Raw genomic sequence first — 20,266 nt, 5'->3', positions numbered from 1 at the left:
CGCCGCCGCGATCATGGCCTCCGTCGTCGGCATGCTGATCCAGCAGCTCCTCTCCACCCTCGCGTCGGCCCCACTGTCGTTCACCGACTTCTCCGGCGAGGACTCCGCCGCCATGGTGGCGGCCATGAGCGTGATCTTCACGTTCCTCATCCTCGGCCAGCTGGTCAGCCAGGCGGTCGTCTCCGTCTTCCCGCCGCTGGTCACCGCGCTGCTCTACGTCGACCAGCGGATCCGCAAGGAGAACCTGGCCCCGGAGCTGGCCCGCGCGGCCGGACTGGTCTAGGCCCTGTCGTCACACGCGAAACGGCCGTGCCCCGAAGGGCACGGCCGTTCACCCGCGTACGCGAGGGTCGATCAGACGTTGAAGCCGAGCGCGCGCAGCTGCTCGCGACCGTCGTCCGTGATCTTGTCCGGGCCCCACGGGGGCATCCAGACCCAGTTGATCTTCAGTTCGCTGACGATGCCGTCGGTCGCGGACTTCGCCTGGTCCTCGATCACATCGGTCAGCGGACAGGCCGCCGACGTCAGGGTCATGTCCAGCGTCGCGATGTTCGACTCGTCGATGTGGATGCCGTAGATCAGGCCCAGGTTGACGACGTCGATGCCCAGCTCGGGGTCGACGACGTCGTACAGCGCCTCGCGGACTTCTTCCTCGGAGGCCGGCTTCATCGTGGCCTCGGCGTTCTCGGTCATGCCGACTTCCTCTCCGCCGCGTCGCCCAGGGCCTGGGCGGTCGCGTCCTTCCACGCCATCCAGCTGAGCAGCGCGCACTTCACACGGGCCGGGTACTTGGAAACTCCGGCGAACGCGACCGCGTCCTCCAGGATCTCCTCCATCGCGTCGTCGGGCTCGATCTGGCCCTTGGACTGCATCAGCTCCAGGAAGGTGCCCTGGATCTTCTGCGCCTCCGCCAGCTCCTTGCCGACGAGCAGCTCGTTGAGGACGGACGCCGAGGCCTGGCTGATGGAGCAGCCCTGGCCCTCGTACGACACGTCCTCGATGCGCGAGCCCTCGTACTTCACGCGGAGCGTGATCTCGTCGCCGCACGTCGGGTTGACGTGGTGCACCTCGGCGTCGCCGTCCCGAAGACCGCGCCCGTGCGGGTGCTTGTAGTGGTCCAGGATGACGTCCTGGTACATCGAATCGAGCTTCACGAGCCGTCCCCTAGCCGAAGAAGTTCCGTACGTGCTCCAGACCCGCGACCAGGGCGTCGACCTCGGCCGGGGTGGAGTACAGATAGAACGACGCCCGCGTGGTCGCAGGAATTCCGTACCGCAGGCAGACCGGCCGCGCGCAGTGGTGGCCGACCCGGACCGCGATGCCCTCTTCGTCGAGGACCTGGCCCACGTCGTGCGGGTGGATGTCGCCGAGCGTGAAGGAGATCGCCGCGCCGCGGTCCTCGGCCGTGGTGGGGCCGATGATCCGCAGGTCCGGAACCTCCTGGAGGCGCCGGACGGCGTACTCGGTGATCGCGTGCTCGTGGCGCGCGATGTTCTCCATGCCGATCGCCGAGAGGTAGTCCACGGCCGCGCCGAGGCCGACGGCCTGGGCGATCGGGGGCGTACCCGCCTCGAACTTGTGCGGGGCCGGCGCGTACGTCGAGGAGTGCATCGAGACGGTCTCGATCATCTCGCCGCCGCCCAGGAAGGGCGGCAGGTCCTCAAGCAGCTCCTGGCGGCCCCAGAGGACGCCGATGCCCGTCGGGCCGCACATCTTGTGTCCGGTGAAGGCCACGAAGTCGGCCTGGAGCGCCTGCACGTCCAGGACCATGTGCGGGGCGGCCTGGGAGGCGTCGATGCAGACGAGCGCACCGACCTCCTGGGCACGACGGATGATCGTCTCGACCGGGTTGACCGTGCCCAGCAGGTTCGAGACCAGCGTGAACGAGACGATCTTGGTCTTCTCGGTGATGACCTCTTCGATGTTCGAGAGGTCGAGACGGCCGTCGTCGGTGAGGCCGAACCACTTCAGCTTCGCGCCCGTGCGCTGCGAGAGCAGCTGCCACGGCACGATGTTGGAGTGGTGCTCCATCTCCGTGATGGCGATCTCGGTCTCGTGGTCCACGCGGTAGGGCTCGTCGGCCCAGCCCAGCATGTTGGCCACCAGGTTGAGCGACTCCGAGGCGTTCTTGGTGAAGATCACCTCGTCGCGGCTCGGCGCGTTGATGAAGGCCGCGACCTTGTCACGAGCGCCTTCGTACAGCGCCGTCGCCTCCTCGGCGACCGTGTAGACGCCGCGGTGGACGTTGGCGTTGTGGCGCTCGTAGTACGTGTTGAGCGCGTCGAGGACCTGCCGCGGCTTCTGCGAGGTCGCCGCGGAGTCGAGGTACACGATCTTCTTGCCGTCGTGGACCACGCGATCCAGGAGCGGGAAGTCCTTGCGGATCGCCTCGGTGTCGAGGAGGCCGGAGAGCCCCTGATGGGCAGATGTCACGCGGATGCGCCACCCTTCGTGCTGTAGGCCTCGTAGCCCTCGTTCTCCAGCTTGTCGGCGAGCTCGGCGCCGCCGGACTCGACGATGCGGCCCCCGGAGAAGACGTGCACGAAGTCGGGCTTGATGTAGCGGAGGATCCGGGTGTAGTGGGTGATCAGCAGGGTGCCGACCTCGCCGGTCTCGCGGACCCGGTTGACGCCCTCGGAGACCTGGCGCAGCGCGTCGACGTCCAGGCCGGAGTCGGTCTCGTCGAGGATCGCGATCTTCGGCTTGAGGAGCTCCAGCTGGAGGATCTCGTGGCGCTTCTTCTCACCGCCGGAGAAGCCCTCGTTGACGTTGCGCTCGGCGAAGGCCGGGTCCATCTGGAGCTGCTCCATCGCGGACTTGACCTCCTTCACCCAGGTGCGCAGCTTGGGGGCCTCGCCGCGGATCGCGGTGGCGGAGGTGCGCAGGAAGTTGGAGACCGAGACACCGGGGACCTCGACCGGGTACTGCATGGCCAGGAAGACGCCGGCGCGGGCGCGCTCGTCGACCGACATCTCCAGGACGTCCTCGCCGTCGAGGGTGACGGTGCCGCCGGTGACCGTGTACTTCGGGTGGCCGGCGAGCGAGTACGCCAGGGTCGACTTGCCGGAGCCGTTGGGGCCCATGACGGCGTGGGTCTCGCCCTGCTTGATGGTCAGGTCGACACCCTTGAGGATCTCGCGGGGGCCGTTCTCGGCCTCGACGGAGACGTGCAGGTTGCGGATTTCAAGCGTTGCCATGGGTGACTCAGGACTCCTGGGTGACGGAGACGAGCACATCGTCCCCTTCGATCTTTACGGGGTATACGGGGACGGGGCGCGTCGCGGGAAGGCCGGAGGGCTTGCCGGTGCGGAGGTCGAAGCTGGAGCCGTGCAGCCAGCACTCGATGGCACAGTCCTCGACCTCGCCCTCCGAGAGGGAGACGTTCGCGTGCGAGCAGATGTCGTTGATCGCGAACACCTCGCCCTCGGTGTGCACGACCGACACCGGCGTGCCGTCGACCTCGACCCGCTTCGGGGTGTCGGCCTCCAGCTCGCTCAGCGCGCAGACTCGGACGAAGGCCATCAGACGGAGGCCTCCAGCTCGGCCTCGATCTTGGCGATGAGGCGCTCCTCGACGTCCGGCAGACCGATCTGCTGGACGAGCTCCGCGAAGAAGCCGCGGACGACGAGGCGACGGGCCTCCGCCTGCGGGATACCGCGCGACATCAGGTAGAAGAGCTGCTCGTCGTCGAAACGACCGGTGGCCGAGGCGTGACCGGCGCCGGCGATCTCGCCGGTCTCGATCTCCAGGTTCGGTACGGAGTCGACCCGGGCGCCGTCCGTGAGGACCAGGTTCCGGTTGAGCTCGTACGTGTCCGTGCCCTCGGCGGCGGCCTGGATGAGCACGTCGCCGATCCAGACGGCGTGCGCGTCCTGGCCCTGCAGCGCGCCCTTGTAGGCCACGTTGGACTTGCAGTGCGGGGTGTTGTGGTCGACCAGGAGGCGGTGCTCCTGGTGCTGGCCGGCGTCGGTGAAGTACAGACCGAACAGCTCGGCCTCGCCGCCGGGCGCCGCGTACGCCACCCGCGGGTGGATGCGGACCACGTCGCCGCCGAAGGTGACGATGACGGACTTGAAGGAGGCGTCACGGCCGACCAGGGCGTTGTGCTGGGCGACGTGGACGGCCTTCTCGTCCCAGTCCTGGACGGAGACGACGGTCAGCTTGGCGCCGTCGCCCAGGACGTAGTCGACGTTGGCGGCGAGCACCGCGTCGCCGGAGTGGTCGAGGACCACGACGGCCTCGGCGAAGGCGCCGAGCTCGATGACCTGGTGGCCGAAGGCGACGCCGCCCTCACCGTGCACGGTGATGCGGATCGGCTCGGTGAGCACGGCCTCCTTGGCGACGGTGACGACCGAGGCCTTCTCGAAGGAGGAGTACGCCTGCGCGGCGACGCGGTCGACGGGCGTGCCGGCCTTGCCGAGTCGCTCGTCCTCGCGGCCGACGGTCTCCACGGTGACGCCCTCGGGGGCCTCGATCTCGACCTTGACGCCCTCGCCGGACGCGACGGCGGTGCCGTCGTGGAGGCCACGGAGGCGGGCGAGCGGGGTGAACCGCCACTCCTCCTCGCGGCCGTGCGGGACGGGGAAGTCCGCGACGTCGAAGGACGGGGGCGCGCTCATGCGCGTGGCGACGGTGGACTCGGCGGCCACCGCGATCGAGCCGGCGGTGGTGGAGCCCGCCGGAGGGGGTCCCCCCGCTCGAGCGGAGCCGAGAGTGGGGGAGTTCTGAGCCTCAGCCATGGCTGTTGGGTTGCTCTCTTCCTGCGTACGTGAAAATCGGTCGCTGCGTGGTGCGGTGGGCAGGTGGGGGCTTAGCCCACCGAGCCCTCCATCTGCAGCTCGATCAGCCGGTTGAGCTCCAGGGCGTACTCCATCGGGAGTTCCTTGGCGATGGGCTCGACGAAGCCGCGGACGATCATCGCCATGGCCTCGAACTCGGTGAGGCCGCGGCTCATCAGGTAGAAGAGCTGGTCCTCGGAGACCTTGGAGACGGTGGCCTCGTGGCCCATGGAGACGTCGTCCTCGCGCACGTCCACGTAGGGGTACGTGTCCGAGCGGGAGATCGTGTCGACGAGCAGCGCGTCGCAGAGCACGTTGGACTTGGCGCCCGGGGCACCCTCGCCGATCTCGATGAGACCGCGGTAGGAGGTGCGGCCGCCGCCTCGCGCCACCGACTTGGAGACGATGTTGGAGGAGGTGTTCGGGGCCATGTGGACCATCTTGGCGCCGGCGTCCTGGTGCTGGCCCTCGCCCGCGAAGGCGATGGAGAGGGTCTCGCCCTTGGCGTGCTCGCCCATCAGGTAGACGGCCGGGTACTTCATGGTGACCTTGGAGCCGATGTTGCCGTCGACCCACTCCATGGTGGCGCCCTCGTAGGCGACGGCGCGCTTGGTCACCAGGTTGTAGACGTTGTTCGACCAGTTCTGGATCGTCGTGTAGCGGCAGCGGCCGCCCTTCTTCACGATGATCTCGACGACGGCGCTGTGCAGCGAGTCCGAGGAGTAGATCGGGGCGGTGCAGCCCTCGACGTAGTGGACGTAGGCGTCCTCGTCGACGATGATCAGCGTCCGCTCGAACTGGCCCATGTTCTCCGTGTTGATACGGAAGTAGGCCTGGAGCGGGATCTCGACGTGCACGCCCTTCGGCACGTAGATGAACGATCCGCCGGACCAGACGGAGGTGTTCAGGGAGGCGAACTTGTTGTCGCCGACCGGGATGACGGTGCCGAAGTACTCGCGGAAGAGTTCCTCGTGCTCCTTCAGCGCGGTGTCGGTGTCGACGAAGATGACGCCCTGCTCCTCCAGGTCCTCGCGGATCTGGTGGTAGACGACCTCGGACTCGTACTGGGCGGCGACACCGGCGACGAGGCGCTGCTTCTCCGCCTCGGGGATGCCGAGCTTGTCGTACGTGTTCTTGATGTCCTCCGGCAGGTCCTCCCAGGACTCGGCCTGCTTCTCGGTGGACCGCACGAAGTACTTGATGTTGTCGAAGTCGATGCCGGAGAGGTCGGAGCCCCAGGTCGGCATGGGCTTCTTGTCGAAGAGCCGCAGACCCTTGAGACGCAGCTTCAGCATCCACTCGGGCTCGTTCTTCTTCGAGGAGATGTCGCGGACGACGTCCTCGTTCAGACCGCGCTTGGCGGTGGCACCGGCGGCGTCGGAGTCGGCCCAGCCGTACTCGTACCGACCCAGGCCCTCGAGCTCGGGGTGGCTGATCTCGGTGGTCATGCGGGGTTCCTCCCGGCCGTACTTGCGGATGCTGATTCGGTGGTCTGTGGGGCGCTGTGCGGGATGAACGTGGTGCAGACGCCGTCACCATGCGCGATGGTGGCCAGCCGCTGGACGTGCGTTCCCAGGAGACGGGAGAAGAATTCCGTCTCCGCCTCGCACAGCTGTGGATACTGCTCGGCGACGTGGGCGACCGGGCAGTGGTGCTGGCAGAGCTGCTCGCCGACCGGCGCGTTCCGCGCAGTGGCAGCGTACCCGTCGGCGGTCAGGGCCTTGGCAAGCGCCTCGGTCCGGCGCTCGGGTTCGACGGCCTCGACGGCTTCGCGGTAGGCGTCCGCCTGGGCCTCGATCCGGTCGCGGGCGAAGGCGGCCACGGCCGCTTCCCCGCCGGCGTTGCGCTCGATCCACTGGAGCGCCTCGACCGCGAGCGAGTCGTACGACTGGTCGAAGGCGTCCCGGCCGCAGTCGGTGAGCGCGAAGACCTTCGCGGGGCGGCCGCGGGCGCGCGCCCCGTAGACGCGCTGCTCGCGTGCTTCGACCACGTTGTCGGCGACCAGCGAGTCGAGGTGGCGGCGGACGGCGGCCTGGGTGAGGCGGAGCCGTCCGGCGAGATCGGCGACGGTCGACGGCCCGTGGTCCAGGATCGACCGCGCGACCCGGTTGCGCGTCGAACGCTCACGGGTCGCGAGTTCCTCCACCGGAGCCGCGCCAACGTTTTTCACAACGCCATTGTTGCGTAATTAATCTCGGCCTGACAAGCCGGGCCGGACGCGGGAACGGTGCGGTGCGTCACTCAGGTAAGGCTTACCTGACCTGCGGAAATGATCATTCATAGGATGAATCGAGCCCCTCCTCCCACGCTCCCCGAGCACCGGATCCGGCCGCCCCGTGAAGCCGTACGCGCAGGCCACAGGGGCTCCGGCACCCACATCGCCGCCCGGCGCGACGAAACGGAGATCGCGCCCCGGATCACCCGAACCGGACGTTCCGCGGACCCGGGCCCCGCGCCGGGAGGCCCCCGGGCCCTCTCTAGACTTCGCGTCATGCGAAACGAGTCCGTCGGGTCCGCCGTCCAGGTCCGTGGCCTGGTCAAGCGGTACGGCCACAAGACCGCCGTCGACGGCCTCGACCTCGACGTGCGGTCCGGCACCGTGACCGCCGTCCTCGGCCCCAACGGGGCCGGCAAGACCACCACCATCGAGACCTGCGAGGGCTACCGGAGGCCCGACGCCGGCACCGTGCGCGTCCTCGGCCTCGACCCGGTCGCCGACGCGGCCGCGCTGCGCCCCCGGATCGGCGTCATGCTCCAGTCCGGCGGCGTCTACTCGGGCGCCCGCGCCGACGAGATGCTCCGCCACATGGCGAAGCTGCACGCGCACCCGCTGGACGTGGACGCGCTCATCGAACGCCTCGGCCTCGACTCCTGCGGCCGCACCACCTACCGGCGGCTCTCCGGCGGCCAGCAGCAGCGCCTCGCGCTCGCCATGGCCGTCGTCGGCCGCCCCGAGCTCGTCTTCCTCGACGAGCCGACCGCCGGCCTCGACCCGCAAGCCCGCCGAGCCACCTGGGACCTCGTGCGCGAGCTGCGCGCCGACGGGGTGACCGTGGTCCTCACCACCCACTTCATGCAGGAGGCGGAGGAACTCGCCGACGACGTCGCCATCGTCGACGCCGGCCGGGTCGCCGCCCAGGGCAGCCCCGAGCAGCTGTGCCGCGGCGGCGCCGAGAACACCCTCCGCTTCACCGGCCGCCCCGGACTCGACCTGGGCTCGCTGCTCAAGGCGCTGCCGGACGGCTCCGCCGCGGCGGAGCCGCTCCCGGGCACGTACCGGATCACCGGCACCGTCGACCCGCAGCTGCTGGCCACGGTCACCAGCTGGTGCGCCCAGCACGGCGTCATGCCCGGCGGCATCTCCGTCGAGCGCCACACTCTCGAGGACGTCTTCCTCGAACTGACGGGCAAGGAACTGCGGTCGTGAGCACTGATTCGGTCGTGAGCACCGGTACGTACGCCCCGAAGCCGGGCGCCGCCCCCGTCGGCCGGATGATCGCGGCACAGGCGGCCCTGGAGACCAGGATGCTCCTCCGCAACGGCGAGCAGCTGCTCCTCACCGTGATCATCCCGTCGCTGCTCCTGGTGCTCTTCTCCACCGTCGACATCGTCACGGTGCCCGTACCGACGACGGGCGGCGCCGGCGAGGCCGTCGACTTCGTGGCCCCGGGCATCCTCGCGCTCGCCGTCCTGTCGACGGCGTTCACCGGCCAGGCCATCGCGACCGGTTTCGAGCGGCGGTACGGGGTGCTCAAGCGCCTCGGCGCCTCGCCGCTCCCCCGCTGGGCGCTGATGACCGCCAAGACGCTGGCCGTCCTGGTGACCGAGGTCCTCCAGATCGCCCTCCTGACGGCGATCGCCCTGGGCCTCGGCTGGTCCCCGCACGGAAACCCCCTGTCGGTGCTGCTCCTCCTGGTCCTGGGCACGGCCGCCTTCTCCGGCCTCGGCCTGCTGATGGCCGGCACGCTGAGGGCGGAGGCCACCCTGGCCGCCGCCAACCTGGTCTTCCTGCTGCTCCTGGTCGGCGGCGGCGTCATCGTCCCGCTGACGAAGTTCCCGGACGCGGCCCGTTCGGTCCTGGAGCTGCTCCCGATCTCGGCCCTCTCCGACGGCCTGCGCGCGGTCCTCCAGGACGGCGCCGCCCTGCCCTGGGGCGACGCGCTGACCCTCGCGGTCTGGGCCGTCCTCGGCCTCGGCGCGGCGGCGAAGTTCTTCCGCTGGGAGTAGCGGAGGGGTCCCAGAGGGTGACGTTTCCCGACAAGGCACCCCTCGTGAAAGCGTGCACAAGCCCCCGCCTACGATAGGGCGCGTGCTGACCCCCCTCGCCTCCATCGCCAGGCGCTGGACTCCGTCCCCCAGGACGCTCCGGCGCGCCGCGCTCTCCGCCGTCGTGATGAGCGTGCTCATCATCGTCACCGGTGGCGCGGTCCGGCTGACCGGTTCCGGTCTCGGCTGCGACACCTGGCCGAAGTGCACCGACGACAGCCTGATCGTGACGCCCGAGCAGGGCTATCGCGGCGCGATCGAGTTCGGCAACCGGATGCTGACCTACGTCCTGTCGGCCGCGGTCGGCTGGGCGATCGTCGCCGCCCGGTCCACCAAGCCGTGGCGGCGCGGGCTGACCCGGCTCGCCTGGGCCCAGTTCTGGATCGTGATGAGCAACGCCGTCATCGGCGGCATCACGGTGTGGATGGGCCTCAACCCGTGGACGGTCGCCGGCCACTTCCTCGCCGCGAACGCGCTGCTCACCGTCGCCGTCATCACCTGGCACCGGACCGGCGAGGGCGACACCGCCGCCCGCCCGCGCGTGCCGCGCCCGGTCCGCAAGCTGTCCTGGGCGATCACGATCACCTCGGGCCTGCTGATCGCCCTCGGTACGACGGTGACCGGTGCCGGCAAGCACGCCGGTGACAGCAGCGACGTACCGCGCATGCCGTGGGACTGGACGGACGCCGCGCACCTCCACGCCATCGCCGCCTGGGTCGTCTGCGCCCTGGCACTCGCGATGTGGCTGGTCCTGCGCGTGGTGGACGCCCCGCTCGACACCCGGGCGCGCGCCCGCGACCTGCTGATCGTGCTGCTCGCGCAGGGCGTCGTCGGCTACGTGCAGTACTTCACCGGCGTCCCCGAGCTCCTGGTGGCCGCCCACATGCTCGGCTCGTCCCTGATGTGGATCGCGGTGCTGCGCCTGGCCCTGAGCCTGCGCGAGCGCCCGGTCCCGACCCCGGAGATCCCGGCCCAGGCCGACCCCGAGCTCGCGACCGCCTGAGCCGCCCCGGACCACGTCCGCGACCGTCCGGCTCCGCCCGGACCCCCGCCCTGGCGCGGGGGTCCGGGCGGCCGTCTATACGGGCACCGGCCCGCGCAGCAGCGACTCGGGCAGATAGCCGGACCGGACGCCCGGCTCCCAGCCGTGCGCCAGGTGGGCGAGCGCGGCCAGCGCGACGGCGCCCACCGGCAGCAGAGTCCTCGGCCCGGGATCGGCCCCGACGCCCGCCCGGTGTTCCCCCAGCCGGTCCGCGAGCGCGTGCTCGAAGGCCTCGCGGTCGTCGTCGAGCAGCACGCGCAGCAGTCGCTGGTCCGGGCCGAGCTCACCGGCCTCGTCGAGTGCCCGCGCCGCGCTCGCCCGCTCCTCCGCGTCGGGCCTGCGCACCGGGACCGCACCGGGTACGGCGCCGGGGTACCGCCCCTCCTCGACGGTCAGGTACGCACACAGTGCGTCCATCTCGGCGAGGTCCGCCGGCGCCGACACCGAGTCGAACTGCGAGTACGGCACGCCCTCGCGGATCGCGGGCGCGTAGTCCTCCCGGAGCAGCGGACCGATCACCCGCCGCCGCTCCCAGGCAAGACCGCTGATCAGGCACAGCGCGAAGGCGTCGACCCAGGTACGCGCCGTGGGCGCCCGGTGCCCCGGGTCCAGGTCCTCGAGGTAGAGCTGGTCGTCGCTGGAGAGCGTCCGGTCGACGACGGGCAGCGGCACGTCCCAGTCGCCTTCGGGGAAGCAGCCGACGCCCAGCACGCCGAGGGCGCACTCGGCGGCGGTGAGCAGCGCCGTCCGCGAGGGTTCCGTGGCGAGCGCGGGGTCCTCCAGGGTGCGGGCCCCGACGTGGTCGAGGAGTTCGTCGCGGGCCTCCCCGATCCGCACGAGCGACATCCCGCCGCCGTACCGGAGGTCGTGCCAGCGGTCGAAGGTCCGCCCCCGGACGTCCTCGAGCGCTCGCGCGATCCGCGCCCCGTCGACCTGGTGTCCTGTCACTTCTCGCATGCGCCGCTCCCCGTGATCCGTTCGATCTTGCTCGGGAACGCTATCAACGCGTACCGACAGCGGGTCCGGCCAGCCGGTAGACCCGTCGTGCGTTCCCCGCCGCGATCATCGTGGCGACCCGCTGGGCGTCCGTACGGGACCAGGCGCCGTCCATGACCCATTCGCCGAGCACCCGGGTGAGGGCGGTACGGAAGACGTTCGCGGCGACCACATGGAGCTCGGGCAGGCCGTGGGCGCCGCTGGAGAACAACAGCTTCCCGAACGGCGCCCGTTCCAGGACCTCGGCGAGGACGGCCGCCGCCCGCGCCCCGGTGTGCGCGAGGACGGGGCCCAGGTCGGCGTGGACGTGCGGGTGCACGCCGGTCAGGTGCGCGGCGGCACGGTGGTACGGGTAGGAGTGGAGCAGCACCAGGTCGGTGCCGAGCCCCGCGGTGGCGGCGGCGAACCCGGCGAGCGAGGCCGGGTCCCGGTCCCCGGTGTGCAGCTGCAGGGGGCGTCCGGCGGTGACCGCGATCCACAGCAGATGGCGCAGCAGGACGGGGTCGGTGAGCGGGCCGCCGGCCGGGCGTCCGGCGAGCCAGCGCCCCGCGGCGCCGCGCACCTCTCCGGGGCCCGGGGGTTCGGGCGTGTACGTGAGTCCTCGGCGTACCCCCGTCACGGAGGCGAAGGCCACGGCGTGGACGGCGGCTCCGTGGACGGCCTCGGCGAGGTTGGCGAGGAAGGCCTCGACGGTTCCCGAGGTGTCGGCGACCTGCTCGGCGAGGGGTTCGAGGCGGACGATCTCGTGGGCCTCCGCGGCGCCGGCGGCGCCGAGCTCGGCCGGTCCCGTGAGGTCGTCGGGGAGCCCGGTGTCGACGAGGTACGTGGCGATCCCGGAGGCCCGCAGCAGCCGCCGCCCGGCCTCGGCGGCGCCCAGTTCGCGGCGGCGCGCGAGATACCGGGCCGGTGGGCAGTGCGCTTCGAGGCCGAGCAGCGGCGGGCACCATCGGCGCACGGCGAAGCCGGTCTGGGTGTCGAAGTAGGTGGTGCCCGCGGCGGGCAGCGCGCCGCTCCCGCCGAGCTGGGCGCCGAGGCGGGCCTCGAAGGTGCCGAGGCCGAGCTCCGTACGGAGCACCCCGTGGCAGTACTGGTCCACCAGGCTCGGCGTGTCGATCATCTCGGGGGGCTCCCTGCGTGGCCGTGTCGCTTCTCCACACGTCCTAACGGGTGAGCCCCGCGCGAGGTTGTTGCCTCAGCTGTTGGAGGGGCCGCCGATCTGGATACCGGCCATCCGGGTCCACTCGTACGGGCCGGTGGCGACCTTGGCGGCGAACTCGCCGTCGAACTCCTCGTGGAGGGTGAGACCGGCCTTCTCGGCGGCCTGGCGCGCGATCTCGTACGTCGGCGCGACGAGGTCGCCCCAGCCGCCGTCGGTGCCGACGAGGACGATCCGGGTGCCCGCCTGGCCGATGTGCGCGAGGTGCCCCTCGGAGCCGCCGTGCTCCTTGGAGAAGGCCTTGATCTCCTTGGCGAGCCTGGCCGCCTTGCGCTCTTCCTGCTTCGTTTCTGCCATGAGAAGGATGCTACCCAGGGGTAGATCCACTGGCGACGGCCGGGCCACGTGGCCTATCCCACGTGACCCGGCCGCCGGCCGAGCAGATCATCTGAGCGGAGACATCGGTCGAGACGTCCCGGAAAGTCCCTCGTGGGGTGTACCCCGGGGGGGTCCCTAACGGAGGAACGGGTCCACCGCGACCGCCACGAAGAGCAGCGAGACATAGGTGATGGACCAGTGGAAGAGGCGCATCTCCTTGAGCTTCGCGCCGGTGGCTCCCGCCTTGGCCCGGTTGAGCAGGCCGTGCGCCTCCCAGAGCCACCAGCCGCCGGTGAGCAGGGCGACGGACAGGTAGAACCAGCCGGTGTAGCCGAGCGGCGTGAGCAGCAGCGAGACGGCGACCATCACCCAGCTGTACGCGACGATCTGCTTGGCGACGACCTTGTTGGAGGCGAGGACCGGGAGCATCGGCACGCCGGCGCGGGCGTAGTCGTCCTTCACCTTCATCGACAGCGGCCAGTAGTGCGGCGGCGTCCAGAAGAAGATGACGGCGAAGAGGATGACCGCCGCCCAGGACATCGAGTTCGTGACGGCCGACCAGCCGATGAGGACCGGAAGGCAGCCGGCGATCCCGCCCCAGACGATGTTCTGCGTGGTGCGGCGCTTCAGGATCATCGTGTAGACCACGACGTAGAAGAGGAGCGCGCCGAGCGAGAGGGCGGCGGAGAGCCAGTTGACGAGCAGGCCGAACCAGAGCGTGGAGACCACGGCGAGGGTGAGGCCGAAGACCAGGCCCTCGCGCGGCGTCAGGACGCCGGTGACCAGCGGACGCTGGGAGGTGCGGTCCATCAGCGCGTCGATGTCGCGGTCGATGTACATGTTCAGCGCGTTGGCGCCGCCCGCGGACAGGTAGCCGCCGAAGCAGGTGGCGAGCACCAGCCACAGGTCGGGCACGCCCTGTTCGGCGAGGAACATCACCGGAACGGTGGTGATGAGCAGCAGTTCGATGATCCGCGGCTTGGTCAGCGCCACATATGCCTTGACGCGGGCCCCGAACGGCCGATGGCCCCCCGGGCTGGGAGTCAAGACGACCCCTGCGGGTCGGGACTCGACGGCCGTCACGCACACCCCTGACAGAGAATTTCCCAGCAAGCTCCCCGGATGAAGGCGGGGTGAAGCTTGCGCGTACCACGCCACTGTAGACGTTGCCCAGACGCCGATCTTCGCGGGGGTGGGGTCGTGTTGAGGGGGTGCGTCCCAAGGGGTGGACGCCCTTCGGCAGGCGAACTCACACGGGCGGCGGCAGTCTTGCTGTGTCCGCTCATTTGAGGGGCATGCACACGAAAAGAGGGACGTTCCGGCGGGGGTAGGCTCGACAACGCCGGTACACCCTCAGTCACCGGCTTCAGACATGTGGAGAGGAGCCCTGACCCAGGGTGAGCACTAAGCCGACCACCACAGACCTCGAGTGGACCGAGTTGGACCAGCGGGCCGTCGACACCGCCCGCATCCTGGCGGCGGACGCCGTACAGAAGGTCGGCAACGGCCATCCCGGTACGGCGATGAGCCTGGCGCCCGCCGCGTACACCCTCTTCCAGAAGGTGATGCGGCACGACCCGGCCGACCCCGAGTGGGTCGGGCGCGACCGGTTCGTCCTCTCCGCGGGACACTCGTCCCTGACCCTCTACACCCAGCTGTACCTGGGTGGCTTCGGGCTTGAGCTGGACGACCTGAAGGCCTTCCGCACCTGGGGCTCGAAGACCCCCGGTCACCCGGAATACGGTCACACCGCCGCGGTCGAGACCACCACGGGCCCGCTGGGCCAGGGCGTCGCCAACGCCGTGGGCATGGCGATGGCCGCCCGCTTCGAGCGCGGTCTGTTCGACCCGGAGGCCGCCGCCGGCACCTCCCCGTTCGACCACCGCGTCTACGCGATCGCCGGTGACGGCTGCCTCCAGGAGGGCATCTCCGCGGAGGCGTCCTCGCTCGCCGGCCACCAGAAGCTCGGCAACCTGATCCTGCTGTGGGACGACAACCACATCTCGATCGAGGGTGACACCGAGACGGCCGTGTCCGAGGACACGATGAAGCGGTACGAGGCGTACGGCTGGCACGTCCAGCGCGTCGAGCCGCAGGCCAACGGTGACCTGGACCCGGCCGGTCTCTACGCGGCGATCAAGGCCGCCGAGGCCGAGACCGAGCGTCCGTCGTTCATCGCGATGCGCTCGATCATCGCCTGGCCCGCCCCGAACGCGCAGAACACCGAGGCCGCGCACGGCTCGGCGCTCGGCGACGAGGAGATCGCGGCCACCAAGCGCGTCCTCGGCTTCGACCCGGAGCAGACCTTCGAGGTCACCGACGAGGTCATCGCGCACACCCGTTCGCTCGGCGACCGCGGCCGTGACGCCCGCGCCGCCTGGGAGAAGTCGCTCGCCGAGTGGCGTACGGCCAACCCGGAGCGCGCCGCCGAGTTCGACCGCATCCAGGCGAACGAGCTGCCGGCCGGCTGGGCCGAGAAGCTCCCGGTCTTCGAGCCGGGCAAGGGTGTCGCCACCCGTGCCGCCTCGGGCCAGGTCCTCAAGGCGCTCGGCGCGGTCATCCCGGAGCTGTGGGGCGGCTCGGCCGACCTCGCCGGCTCCAACAACACGACGATCGACAAGGACTCGTCGTTCCTGCCCGAGGGCAACCCGCTGCCGGAGGCCGACAAGTACGGCCGCACGATCCACTTCGGCATCCGCGAGCACTCCATGGCCGCGGAGATGAACGGCATCGCGCTGCACGGCAACACGCGCATCTACGGCGGCACCTTCCTGGTGTTCTCCGACTACATGCGCAACGCGGTGCGACTGTCGGCGCTGATGCACCTCCCCGTCACGTACGTCTGGACCCACGACTCGATCGGTCTGGGTGAGGACGGCCCGACGCACCAGCCGGTGGAGCACCTGGCCTCGCTGCGCGCGATCCCGGGTCTCAACGTGGTCCGCCCGGCCGACGCCAACGAGACGGCCATCGCCTGGCGCGAGATCATGCAGCGCCACACGAAGGTCTTCGGCAAGGGCGCCCCGCACGGTCTGGCGCTGACCCGCCAGGGTGTGCCGACGTACGCGCCGAACGAGGACACGGTCAAGGGCGGCTACGTGCTGTTCGACGCCGAGAACGGCGAGCCGGAGGTCGTGCTGATCGCGACCGGCTCCGAGGTGCACCTGGCCGTCGAGGCCCGTGAGCAGCTCCAGGCCGCCGGCGTCCCGACCCGGGTGGTCTCGATGCCGTCCGTCGAGTGGTTCGAGGAGCAGGACCAGGCGTACAAGGACTCCGTCCTGCCGCCGTCGGTCAAGGCCCGTGTCGCGGTCGAGGCCGGTATCGGTCTCACCTGGCACCGCTACGTCGGGGACGCCGGCCGGATCGTCTCCCTGGAGCACTTCGGTGCCTCGGCGGACGCGAAGGTCCTGTTCCGCGAGTTCGGTTTCACGCCGGAGGCCGTTGTCGCCGCCGCCCGGGAATCGATCGACGCCGCCGCGCGCTGATCCGCATACGTACGACTTAATGGAGATGGAATTCTCATGACAGACGCTCTCAAGCGCCTCTCCGACGAAGGCGTCGCGATCTGGCTGGACGACCTCTCGCGCAAGCGGATCACGTCCGGCAACCTGGCCGAGCTCATCGACCAGAGCCACGTGGTGGGTGTGACCACGAACCCGTCGATCTTCCAGAAGGCCATCTCGCACGGCGACGGTTACGAGCAGCAGCTCGCCGACCTCGCCGCCCGCAAGGTGACCGTCGACGAGGCCATCCGGATGATCACGACGGCGGACGTCCGCGACGCCGCCGACATCCTGCGGCCGGTCTTCGACGCGACCCAGGGCCAGGACGGCCGGGTCTCCATCGAGGTCGACCCCCGTCTCGCCCACGAGACGACCGCCACCATCGCCGAGGCCAAGCAGCTGGCCTGGCTGGTGGACCGCCCCAACACGCTCATCAAGATCCCGGCCACCAAGGCGGGTCTGCCGGCGATCACCGAGGTCATCGGCCTCGGTATCAGCGTCAACGTGACGCTGATCTTCTCGCTGGAGCGCTACCGCGCGGTCATGGACGCCTACCTGGCGGGTCTGGAGAAGGCCCGCGAGCGCGGCCTCGACCTCTCCAAGATCCACTCGGTGGCCTCCTTCTTCGTGTCCCGTGTGGACTCGGAGATCGACAAGCGCCTGGACGGCATCGGCACCGACGAGGCCAAGGCCCTCAAGGGCAAGGCCGCCCTGGCCAACGCGCGTCTGGCGTACGAGGCGTACGAGGAGGTCTTCTCCTCGGAGCGCTGGGCCTCCCTCGACAAGGCGCAGGCCAACAAGCAGCGTCCGCTGTGGGCCTCGACCGGCGTCAAGGACCCCGCGTACAAGGACACCCTGTACGTCGTGGACCTGGTCGCCCCGGGCACGGTCAACACCATGCCGGAGGCCACCCTGGAGGCCACCGCCGACCACGGCGTGGTCGCCGGTGACACCGTGCGCGGCACCTACGACCAGTCGCGTGCCGAGCTCGCGGCCGTCGAGAAGCTGGGCATCGCCTACGACGACGTCGTCCAGCTCCTGGAGGACGAGGGCGTCGAGAAGTTCGAGGCGTCCTGGAACGACCTTCTCAAGTCCACCGAGGCGGAGCTCTCGCGCCTCGCACCTTCGGAGGCGTAAGCACTTTGAGCGCAGTCCACGGAGCCAACCCGCTCCGTGACGCCGCAGACCGACGGCTCCCGCGCATCGCGGGGCCGTCGGGTCTGGTGATCTTCGGCGTCACGGGCGATTTGTCCCGTAAGAAGCTGATGCCTGCCGTCTACGACCTGGCCAACCGCGGCCTGCTGCCGCCGGGCTTCTCGCTCATCGGCTTCGCCCGCCGGGAGTGGCAGGACGAGGACTTCGCGCAGGAGGTCCACGACGCCGTCGAGCAGCACGCGCGCACCCCGTTCCGCGAGGAGGTGTGGCAGCAGCTGATCCAGGGGATGCGTTTCGTCCAGGGCGACTTCGACGACGACGACGCGTTCGAGCAGCTGAAGGACACCATCGAGGAGCTGGACAAGGCGCAGGGCACGGGCGGCAACTTCGCCTTCTACCTGTCGGTCCCGCCGAAGTTCTTCCCCAAGGTCGTCCAGCAGCTCAAGAAGCACGGGCTCGCCGACCAGAAGGACGGTTCCTGGCGCCGCGCGGTCATCGAGAAGCCCTTCGGCCACGACCTGGTCTCCGCCAAGGAGCTCAACGAGGTCGTCCACGAGGTCTTCCCGCCCAACGAGGTCTTCCGGATCGACCACTACCTCGGCAAGGAGACCGTCCAGAACATCCTGGCGCTCCGCTTCGCCAACACCCTCTTCGAGCCGATCTGGAACCGGTCGTACGTCGACCACGTGCAGATCACCATGGCCGAGGACATCGGCATCGGTGGCCGCGCCGGCTACTACGACGGCATCGGCGCCGCCCGTGACGTCATCCAGAACCACCTGCTCCAGCTGCTCGCGCTGACCGCGATGGAGGAGCCCGCCTCCTTCGACGCCGACGCGCTGGCCGCCGAGAAGACCAAGGTCCTCGGCGCGGTGAAGCTGCCCAAGGACCTGGGCAAGTCCACGGTCCGCGGCCAGTACGCGGCCGGGTGGCAGGGCGGCGCGAAGGCCGTCGGCTACCTCCAGGAAGACGGTATCGACCCCCAGTCGAAGACCGACACGTTCGCGGCCATCAAGCTGGAGATCGACAACCGCCGCTGGGCGGGCGTCCCCTTCTACCTGCGCACCGGCAAGCGGCTCGGCCGCCGGGTCACCGAGATCGCGGTCGTCTTCCAGCGCGCCCCGCACTCCCCCTTCGACTCCACCGCGACCGAGGAACTCGGCCGCAACGCCATCGTCATCCGGGTCCAGCCGGACGAGGGCGTGACGGTGCGGTTCGGCTCCAAGGTGCCCGGCACCCAGATGGAGATCCGGGACGTGTCGATGGACTTCGCCTACGGCGAGTCCTTCACGGAGTCCAGCCCCGAGGCGTACGAGCGGCTCATCCTCGACGTCCTGCTCGGCGACTCCAACCTCTTCCCGCGCGTCGAGGAGGTCGAGCTGTCCTGGAAGATCCTCGACCCGATCGAGCAGTTCTGGGACAAGCACGGGAAGCCCGCGCAGTACCAGTCGGGGACCTGGGGTCCGGTCGAGGCGGACGAGATGCTCGCACGAGACGGACGGAGCTGGCGCCGGCCATGAAGACCGACCTGACGGACACCACGTCCTCCAAGATCAACAAGGCGCTGGTGCTCGGGCGGCGGGCGATCGGCACGCCGGCCGTCGGCATGGTGCTCACCCTCGTCATCGTCACCGACGAGGAGAACGCCTACGACGCGCTGAAGGCTGCGAACGAGGCGTCCCGCGAGCACCCCTCGCGGACCCTCGTCGTCATCAAGCGGGTCTCGCGCTCCCCGCGGGACCGCTCCAAGGCACGGCTCGACGCCGAGGTCCGCCTCGGCGCCGACGCCAGCACCGGTGAGACGGTGGTCCTCCGGCTGTACGGCGAGGTCGGCGACCACGCCCAGTCGGTGGTCCTGCCGCTGCTCCTCCCGGACGCCCCCGTCGTCGTCTGGTGGCCGGTGAACGCGCCGACCGACCCGGCGAAGGACCCGCTGGGCGCCCTCGCCCAGCGCCGGGTGACCGACACGTACGCCGCCGAGCAGCCCATCCACGAGCTGACCGCGCGCGCGGACGCGTACACCCCGGGCGACACGGACCTCGCGTGGACCCGGATCACCCCGTGGCGTTCCATGCTCGCCGCCGCGCTCGACCAGGTCGTGTGCGAGGTGACCTCCGCCGAGGTCGAGGGCGAGGAGTTCAACCCGAGCGTCGAGCTGCTCGCCATGTGGCTGGCGGAGCGGCTGAAGATCCCGGTGCGCCGCTCGAAGTCGACGGGCCCCGGTCTCACCTCCGTACGGATGGAGACCAGCTCCGGCCCGATCGTCCTCGACCGGCCGGACGGCTCGCTCGCCACGCTCTCCATCCAGGGGCAGCCCGACCGTGCGGTGGCGCTCAAGCGCCGCGACACGGCCGAGCTGATCGCGGAGGAGCTGCGCCGGCTGGACCCGGACGACACCTACGCGACGGCGCTCAAGTTCGGTCTCGAACGGCTCGACGAGGAGGCGGCCGTCACCGCCCCCGAGGTCGTCGTGGAGACGGTCGTGGAGACCGTCGTGGAGTCGGCCGCCCCGGCCGCCCCGGCGGCCAAGCCCGCCGCGAAGAAGGCCCCGGCCAAGAAGGCGGCGGCCAAGTGAGCACGCCACAGCTGGTCGTCCACCGCGACAAGGAGCTGATGGCCGAGGCCGCGGCGGCCCGGCTGATCACGAAGATCGTGGACGCCCAGGCCGCCCGCGGCTCCGCCTCGGTGGTGCTCACCGGCGGACGCAACGGCAACGGTCTGCTGGCGGCGCTCGGTTCGGCGCCCGCGCGGGACGCGATCGACTGGTCGCGGCTCGACCTGTGGTGGGGCGACGAGCGTTTCCTGCCCGAGGGCGACCCCGAGCGGAACGTCACCCAGGCCCGGGAGGCGCTGCTCGACCGGGTGCCGCTCGACCCTGCGCGGGTGCACGCCATGCCGGCCTCGGACGGCCCGTACGGCTCCGACGTCGACGCGGCCGCGGCCGCGTCGACGTCGGAGCCGTACGGGCCGTCCGAGGCCGGCATGGCGTGCA

At 70.4% G+C, this 20,266-nt stretch carries 20 protein-coding genes and 1 pseudogene; 9 read left to right on the top strand and 12 right to left on the bottom strand.

Annotated features, from left to right (window positions below):
- Positions 1 to 283: pseudogene (locus AOK00_RS40550) on the top strand (oxidoreductase); the annotation flags it as partial.
- Between the two features lie 71 nt (positions 284 to 354).
- On the opposite strand, the gene AOK00_RS23320 reads toward AOK00_RS40550, so the two are convergent.
- The 8 genes from AOK00_RS23320 to AOK00_RS23285 form a co-directional block, all read right to left on the bottom strand.
- Entirely contained in the window at positions 355 to 693 is a 339-nt protein-coding gene (locus AOK00_RS23320; RefSeq protein ID WP_055602247.1) for a metal-sulfur cluster assembly factor, read from the bottom strand.
- Positions 690 to 1,154: a Fe-S cluster assembly sulfur transfer protein SufU gene (sufU, locus tag AOK00_RS23315; protein ID WP_055602246.1), complete on the bottom strand. Its 465-nt coding sequence runs from the start codon at positions 1,152 to 1,154 to the stop codon at positions 690 to 692. Before sufU ends, AOK00_RS23320 begins: the two co-directional genes overlap by 4 nt.
- 10 nt (positions 1,155 to 1,164) lie before the next feature.
- Entirely contained in the window at positions 1,165 to 2,433 is a 1,269-nt protein-coding gene (locus AOK00_RS23310; RefSeq protein ID WP_030322528.1) for a cysteine desulfurase, read from the bottom strand.
- On the bottom strand, positions 2,430 to 3,197 hold the full coding sequence (sufC, locus tag AOK00_RS23305) for a Fe-S cluster assembly ATPase SufC (RefSeq protein WP_030322526.1): 768 nt from the start codon (positions 3,195 to 3,197) through the stop codon (positions 2,430 to 2,432). Before sufC ends, AOK00_RS23310 begins: the two co-directional genes overlap by 4 nt.
- Positions 3,198 to 3,204: 7 nt before the next feature.
- Positions 3,205 to 3,522, bottom strand: a complete 318-nt coding sequence (locus tag AOK00_RS23300; RefSeq protein WP_030322524.1) for a bifunctional 3-phenylpropionate/cinnamic acid dioxygenase ferredoxin subunit — start codon at positions 3,520 to 3,522, stop codon at positions 3,205 to 3,207.
- Complete coding sequence (sufD, locus tag AOK00_RS23295; protein WP_055602245.1) at positions 3,522 to 4,739, bottom strand: Fe-S cluster assembly protein SufD; 1,218 nt, start codon at positions 4,737 to 4,739, stop codon at positions 3,522 to 3,524. The genes AOK00_RS23300 and sufD overlap by 1 nt, the downstream gene beginning before the upstream one ends.
- 71 nt (positions 4,740 to 4,810) lie before the next feature.
- Positions 4,811 to 6,226 (bottom strand): Fe-S cluster assembly protein SufB, encoded by a 1,416-nt coding sequence (gene sufB, locus AOK00_RS23290; protein ID WP_055602244.1) that lies wholly within the window; start codon positions 6,224 to 6,226, stop codon positions 4,811 to 4,813.
- A complete protein-coding gene (locus AOK00_RS23285; RefSeq protein WP_055602243.1) occupies positions 6,223 to 6,948 on the bottom strand; it encodes a helix-turn-helix transcriptional regulator in 726 nt (241 codons plus the stop codon). Before AOK00_RS23285 ends, sufB begins: the two co-directional genes overlap by 4 nt.
- 321 nt (positions 6,949 to 7,269) lie before the next feature.
- On the opposite strand from AOK00_RS23285, the gene AOK00_RS23280 reads away from it, so the two are divergent.
- From AOK00_RS23280 to AOK00_RS23270, 3 genes are all read left to right on the top strand, one after another.
- Positions 7,270 to 8,205, top strand: a complete 936-nt coding sequence (locus AOK00_RS23280) for an ABC transporter ATP-binding protein (RefSeq protein ID WP_055602242.1) — start codon at positions 7,270 to 7,272, stop codon at positions 8,203 to 8,205.
- A 65-nt stretch (positions 8,206 to 8,270) separates the two neighbouring features.
- Complete coding sequence (locus tag AOK00_RS23275; RefSeq protein WP_055602249.1) at positions 8,271 to 9,005, top strand: ABC transporter permease; 735 nt, start codon at positions 8,271 to 8,273, stop codon at positions 9,003 to 9,005.
- A gap of 73 nt (positions 9,006 to 9,078) precedes the next feature.
- A complete protein-coding gene (locus AOK00_RS23270; RefSeq protein WP_107097456.1) occupies positions 9,079 to 10,047 on the top strand; it encodes a COX15/CtaA family protein in 969 nt (322 codons plus the stop codon).
- Between the two features lie 75 nt (positions 10,048 to 10,122).
- Here AOK00_RS23270 and AOK00_RS23265 read toward each other — a convergent pair whose 3' ends face one another.
- The 4 genes from AOK00_RS23265 to AOK00_RS23250 all read right to left on the bottom strand — a co-directional run bounded on the left by AOK00_RS23265 (position 10,123) and on the right by AOK00_RS23250 (position 13,699).
- The gene (locus tag AOK00_RS23265; protein ID WP_055602240.1) at positions 10,123 to 11,043 is read right to left on the bottom strand and encodes an Imm49 family immunity protein; all 921 of its coding nucleotides are present in this window, start codon (positions 11,041 to 11,043) and stop codon (positions 10,123 to 10,125) included.
- A 43-nt stretch (positions 11,044 to 11,086) separates the two neighbouring features.
- A complete protein-coding gene (locus AOK00_RS23260; protein ID WP_055602239.1) occupies positions 11,087 to 12,199 on the bottom strand; it encodes an amidohydrolase family protein in 1,113 nt (370 codons plus the stop codon).
- A gap of 75 nt (positions 12,200 to 12,274) precedes the next feature.
- A complete protein-coding gene (locus AOK00_RS23255; protein ID WP_055602238.1) occupies positions 12,275 to 12,595 on the bottom strand; it encodes a hypothetical protein in 321 nt (106 codons plus the stop codon).
- Positions 12,596 to 12,751: 156 nt separating this feature from the next.
- Entirely contained in the window at positions 12,752 to 13,699 is a 948-nt protein-coding gene (locus tag AOK00_RS23250) for a heme o synthase (RefSeq protein ID WP_030322505.1), read from the bottom strand.
- Between the two features lie 314 nt (positions 13,700 to 14,013).
- Between AOK00_RS23250 and tkt the strand changes: the two genes are divergently transcribed.
- The 5 genes from tkt to AOK00_RS23225 form a co-directional block, all read left to right on the top strand.
- Entirely contained in the window at positions 14,014 to 16,101 is a 2,088-nt protein-coding gene (gene tkt / locus AOK00_RS23245) for a transketolase (protein WP_055602237.1), read from the top strand.
- Between the two features lie 36 nt (positions 16,102 to 16,137).
- Positions 16,138 to 17,256 carry a transaldolase gene (gene tal / locus AOK00_RS23240; protein WP_055602236.1) on the top strand — a complete coding sequence of 373 codons (1,119 nt, stop codon included), beginning with the start codon at positions 16,138 to 16,140 and terminating at the stop codon, positions 17,254 to 17,256.
- Between the two features lie 5 nt (positions 17,257 to 17,261).
- Entirely contained in the window at positions 17,262 to 18,794 is a 1,533-nt protein-coding gene (gene zwf / locus AOK00_RS23235; protein ID WP_055602235.1) for a glucose-6-phosphate dehydrogenase, read from the top strand.
- On the top strand, positions 18,791 to 19,849 hold the full coding sequence (opcA, locus tag AOK00_RS23230; protein ID WP_055602234.1) for a glucose-6-phosphate dehydrogenase assembly protein OpcA: 1,059 nt from the start codon (positions 18,791 to 18,793) through the stop codon (positions 19,847 to 19,849). Before zwf ends, opcA begins: the two co-directional genes overlap by 4 nt.
- Positions 19,846 to 20,266, top strand: a 421-nt coding sequence (locus AOK00_RS23225; RefSeq protein ID WP_173861619.1) for a 6-phosphogluconolactonase, incomplete at its 3' end; no start/stop codon positions are given. The genes opcA and AOK00_RS23225, both read left to right, overlap by 4 nt.

The sequence above is a fragment of the Streptomyces aureus genome, from assembly GCF_001418135.1.
GTDB lineage: Bacteria > Actinomycetota > Actinomycetes > Streptomycetales > Streptomycetaceae > Streptomyces > Streptomyces aureus_A.
The sequence above is the reverse complement of the archived record's forward strand: the minus strand, read 5'-3'. Positions and strand labels throughout refer to the sequence as shown.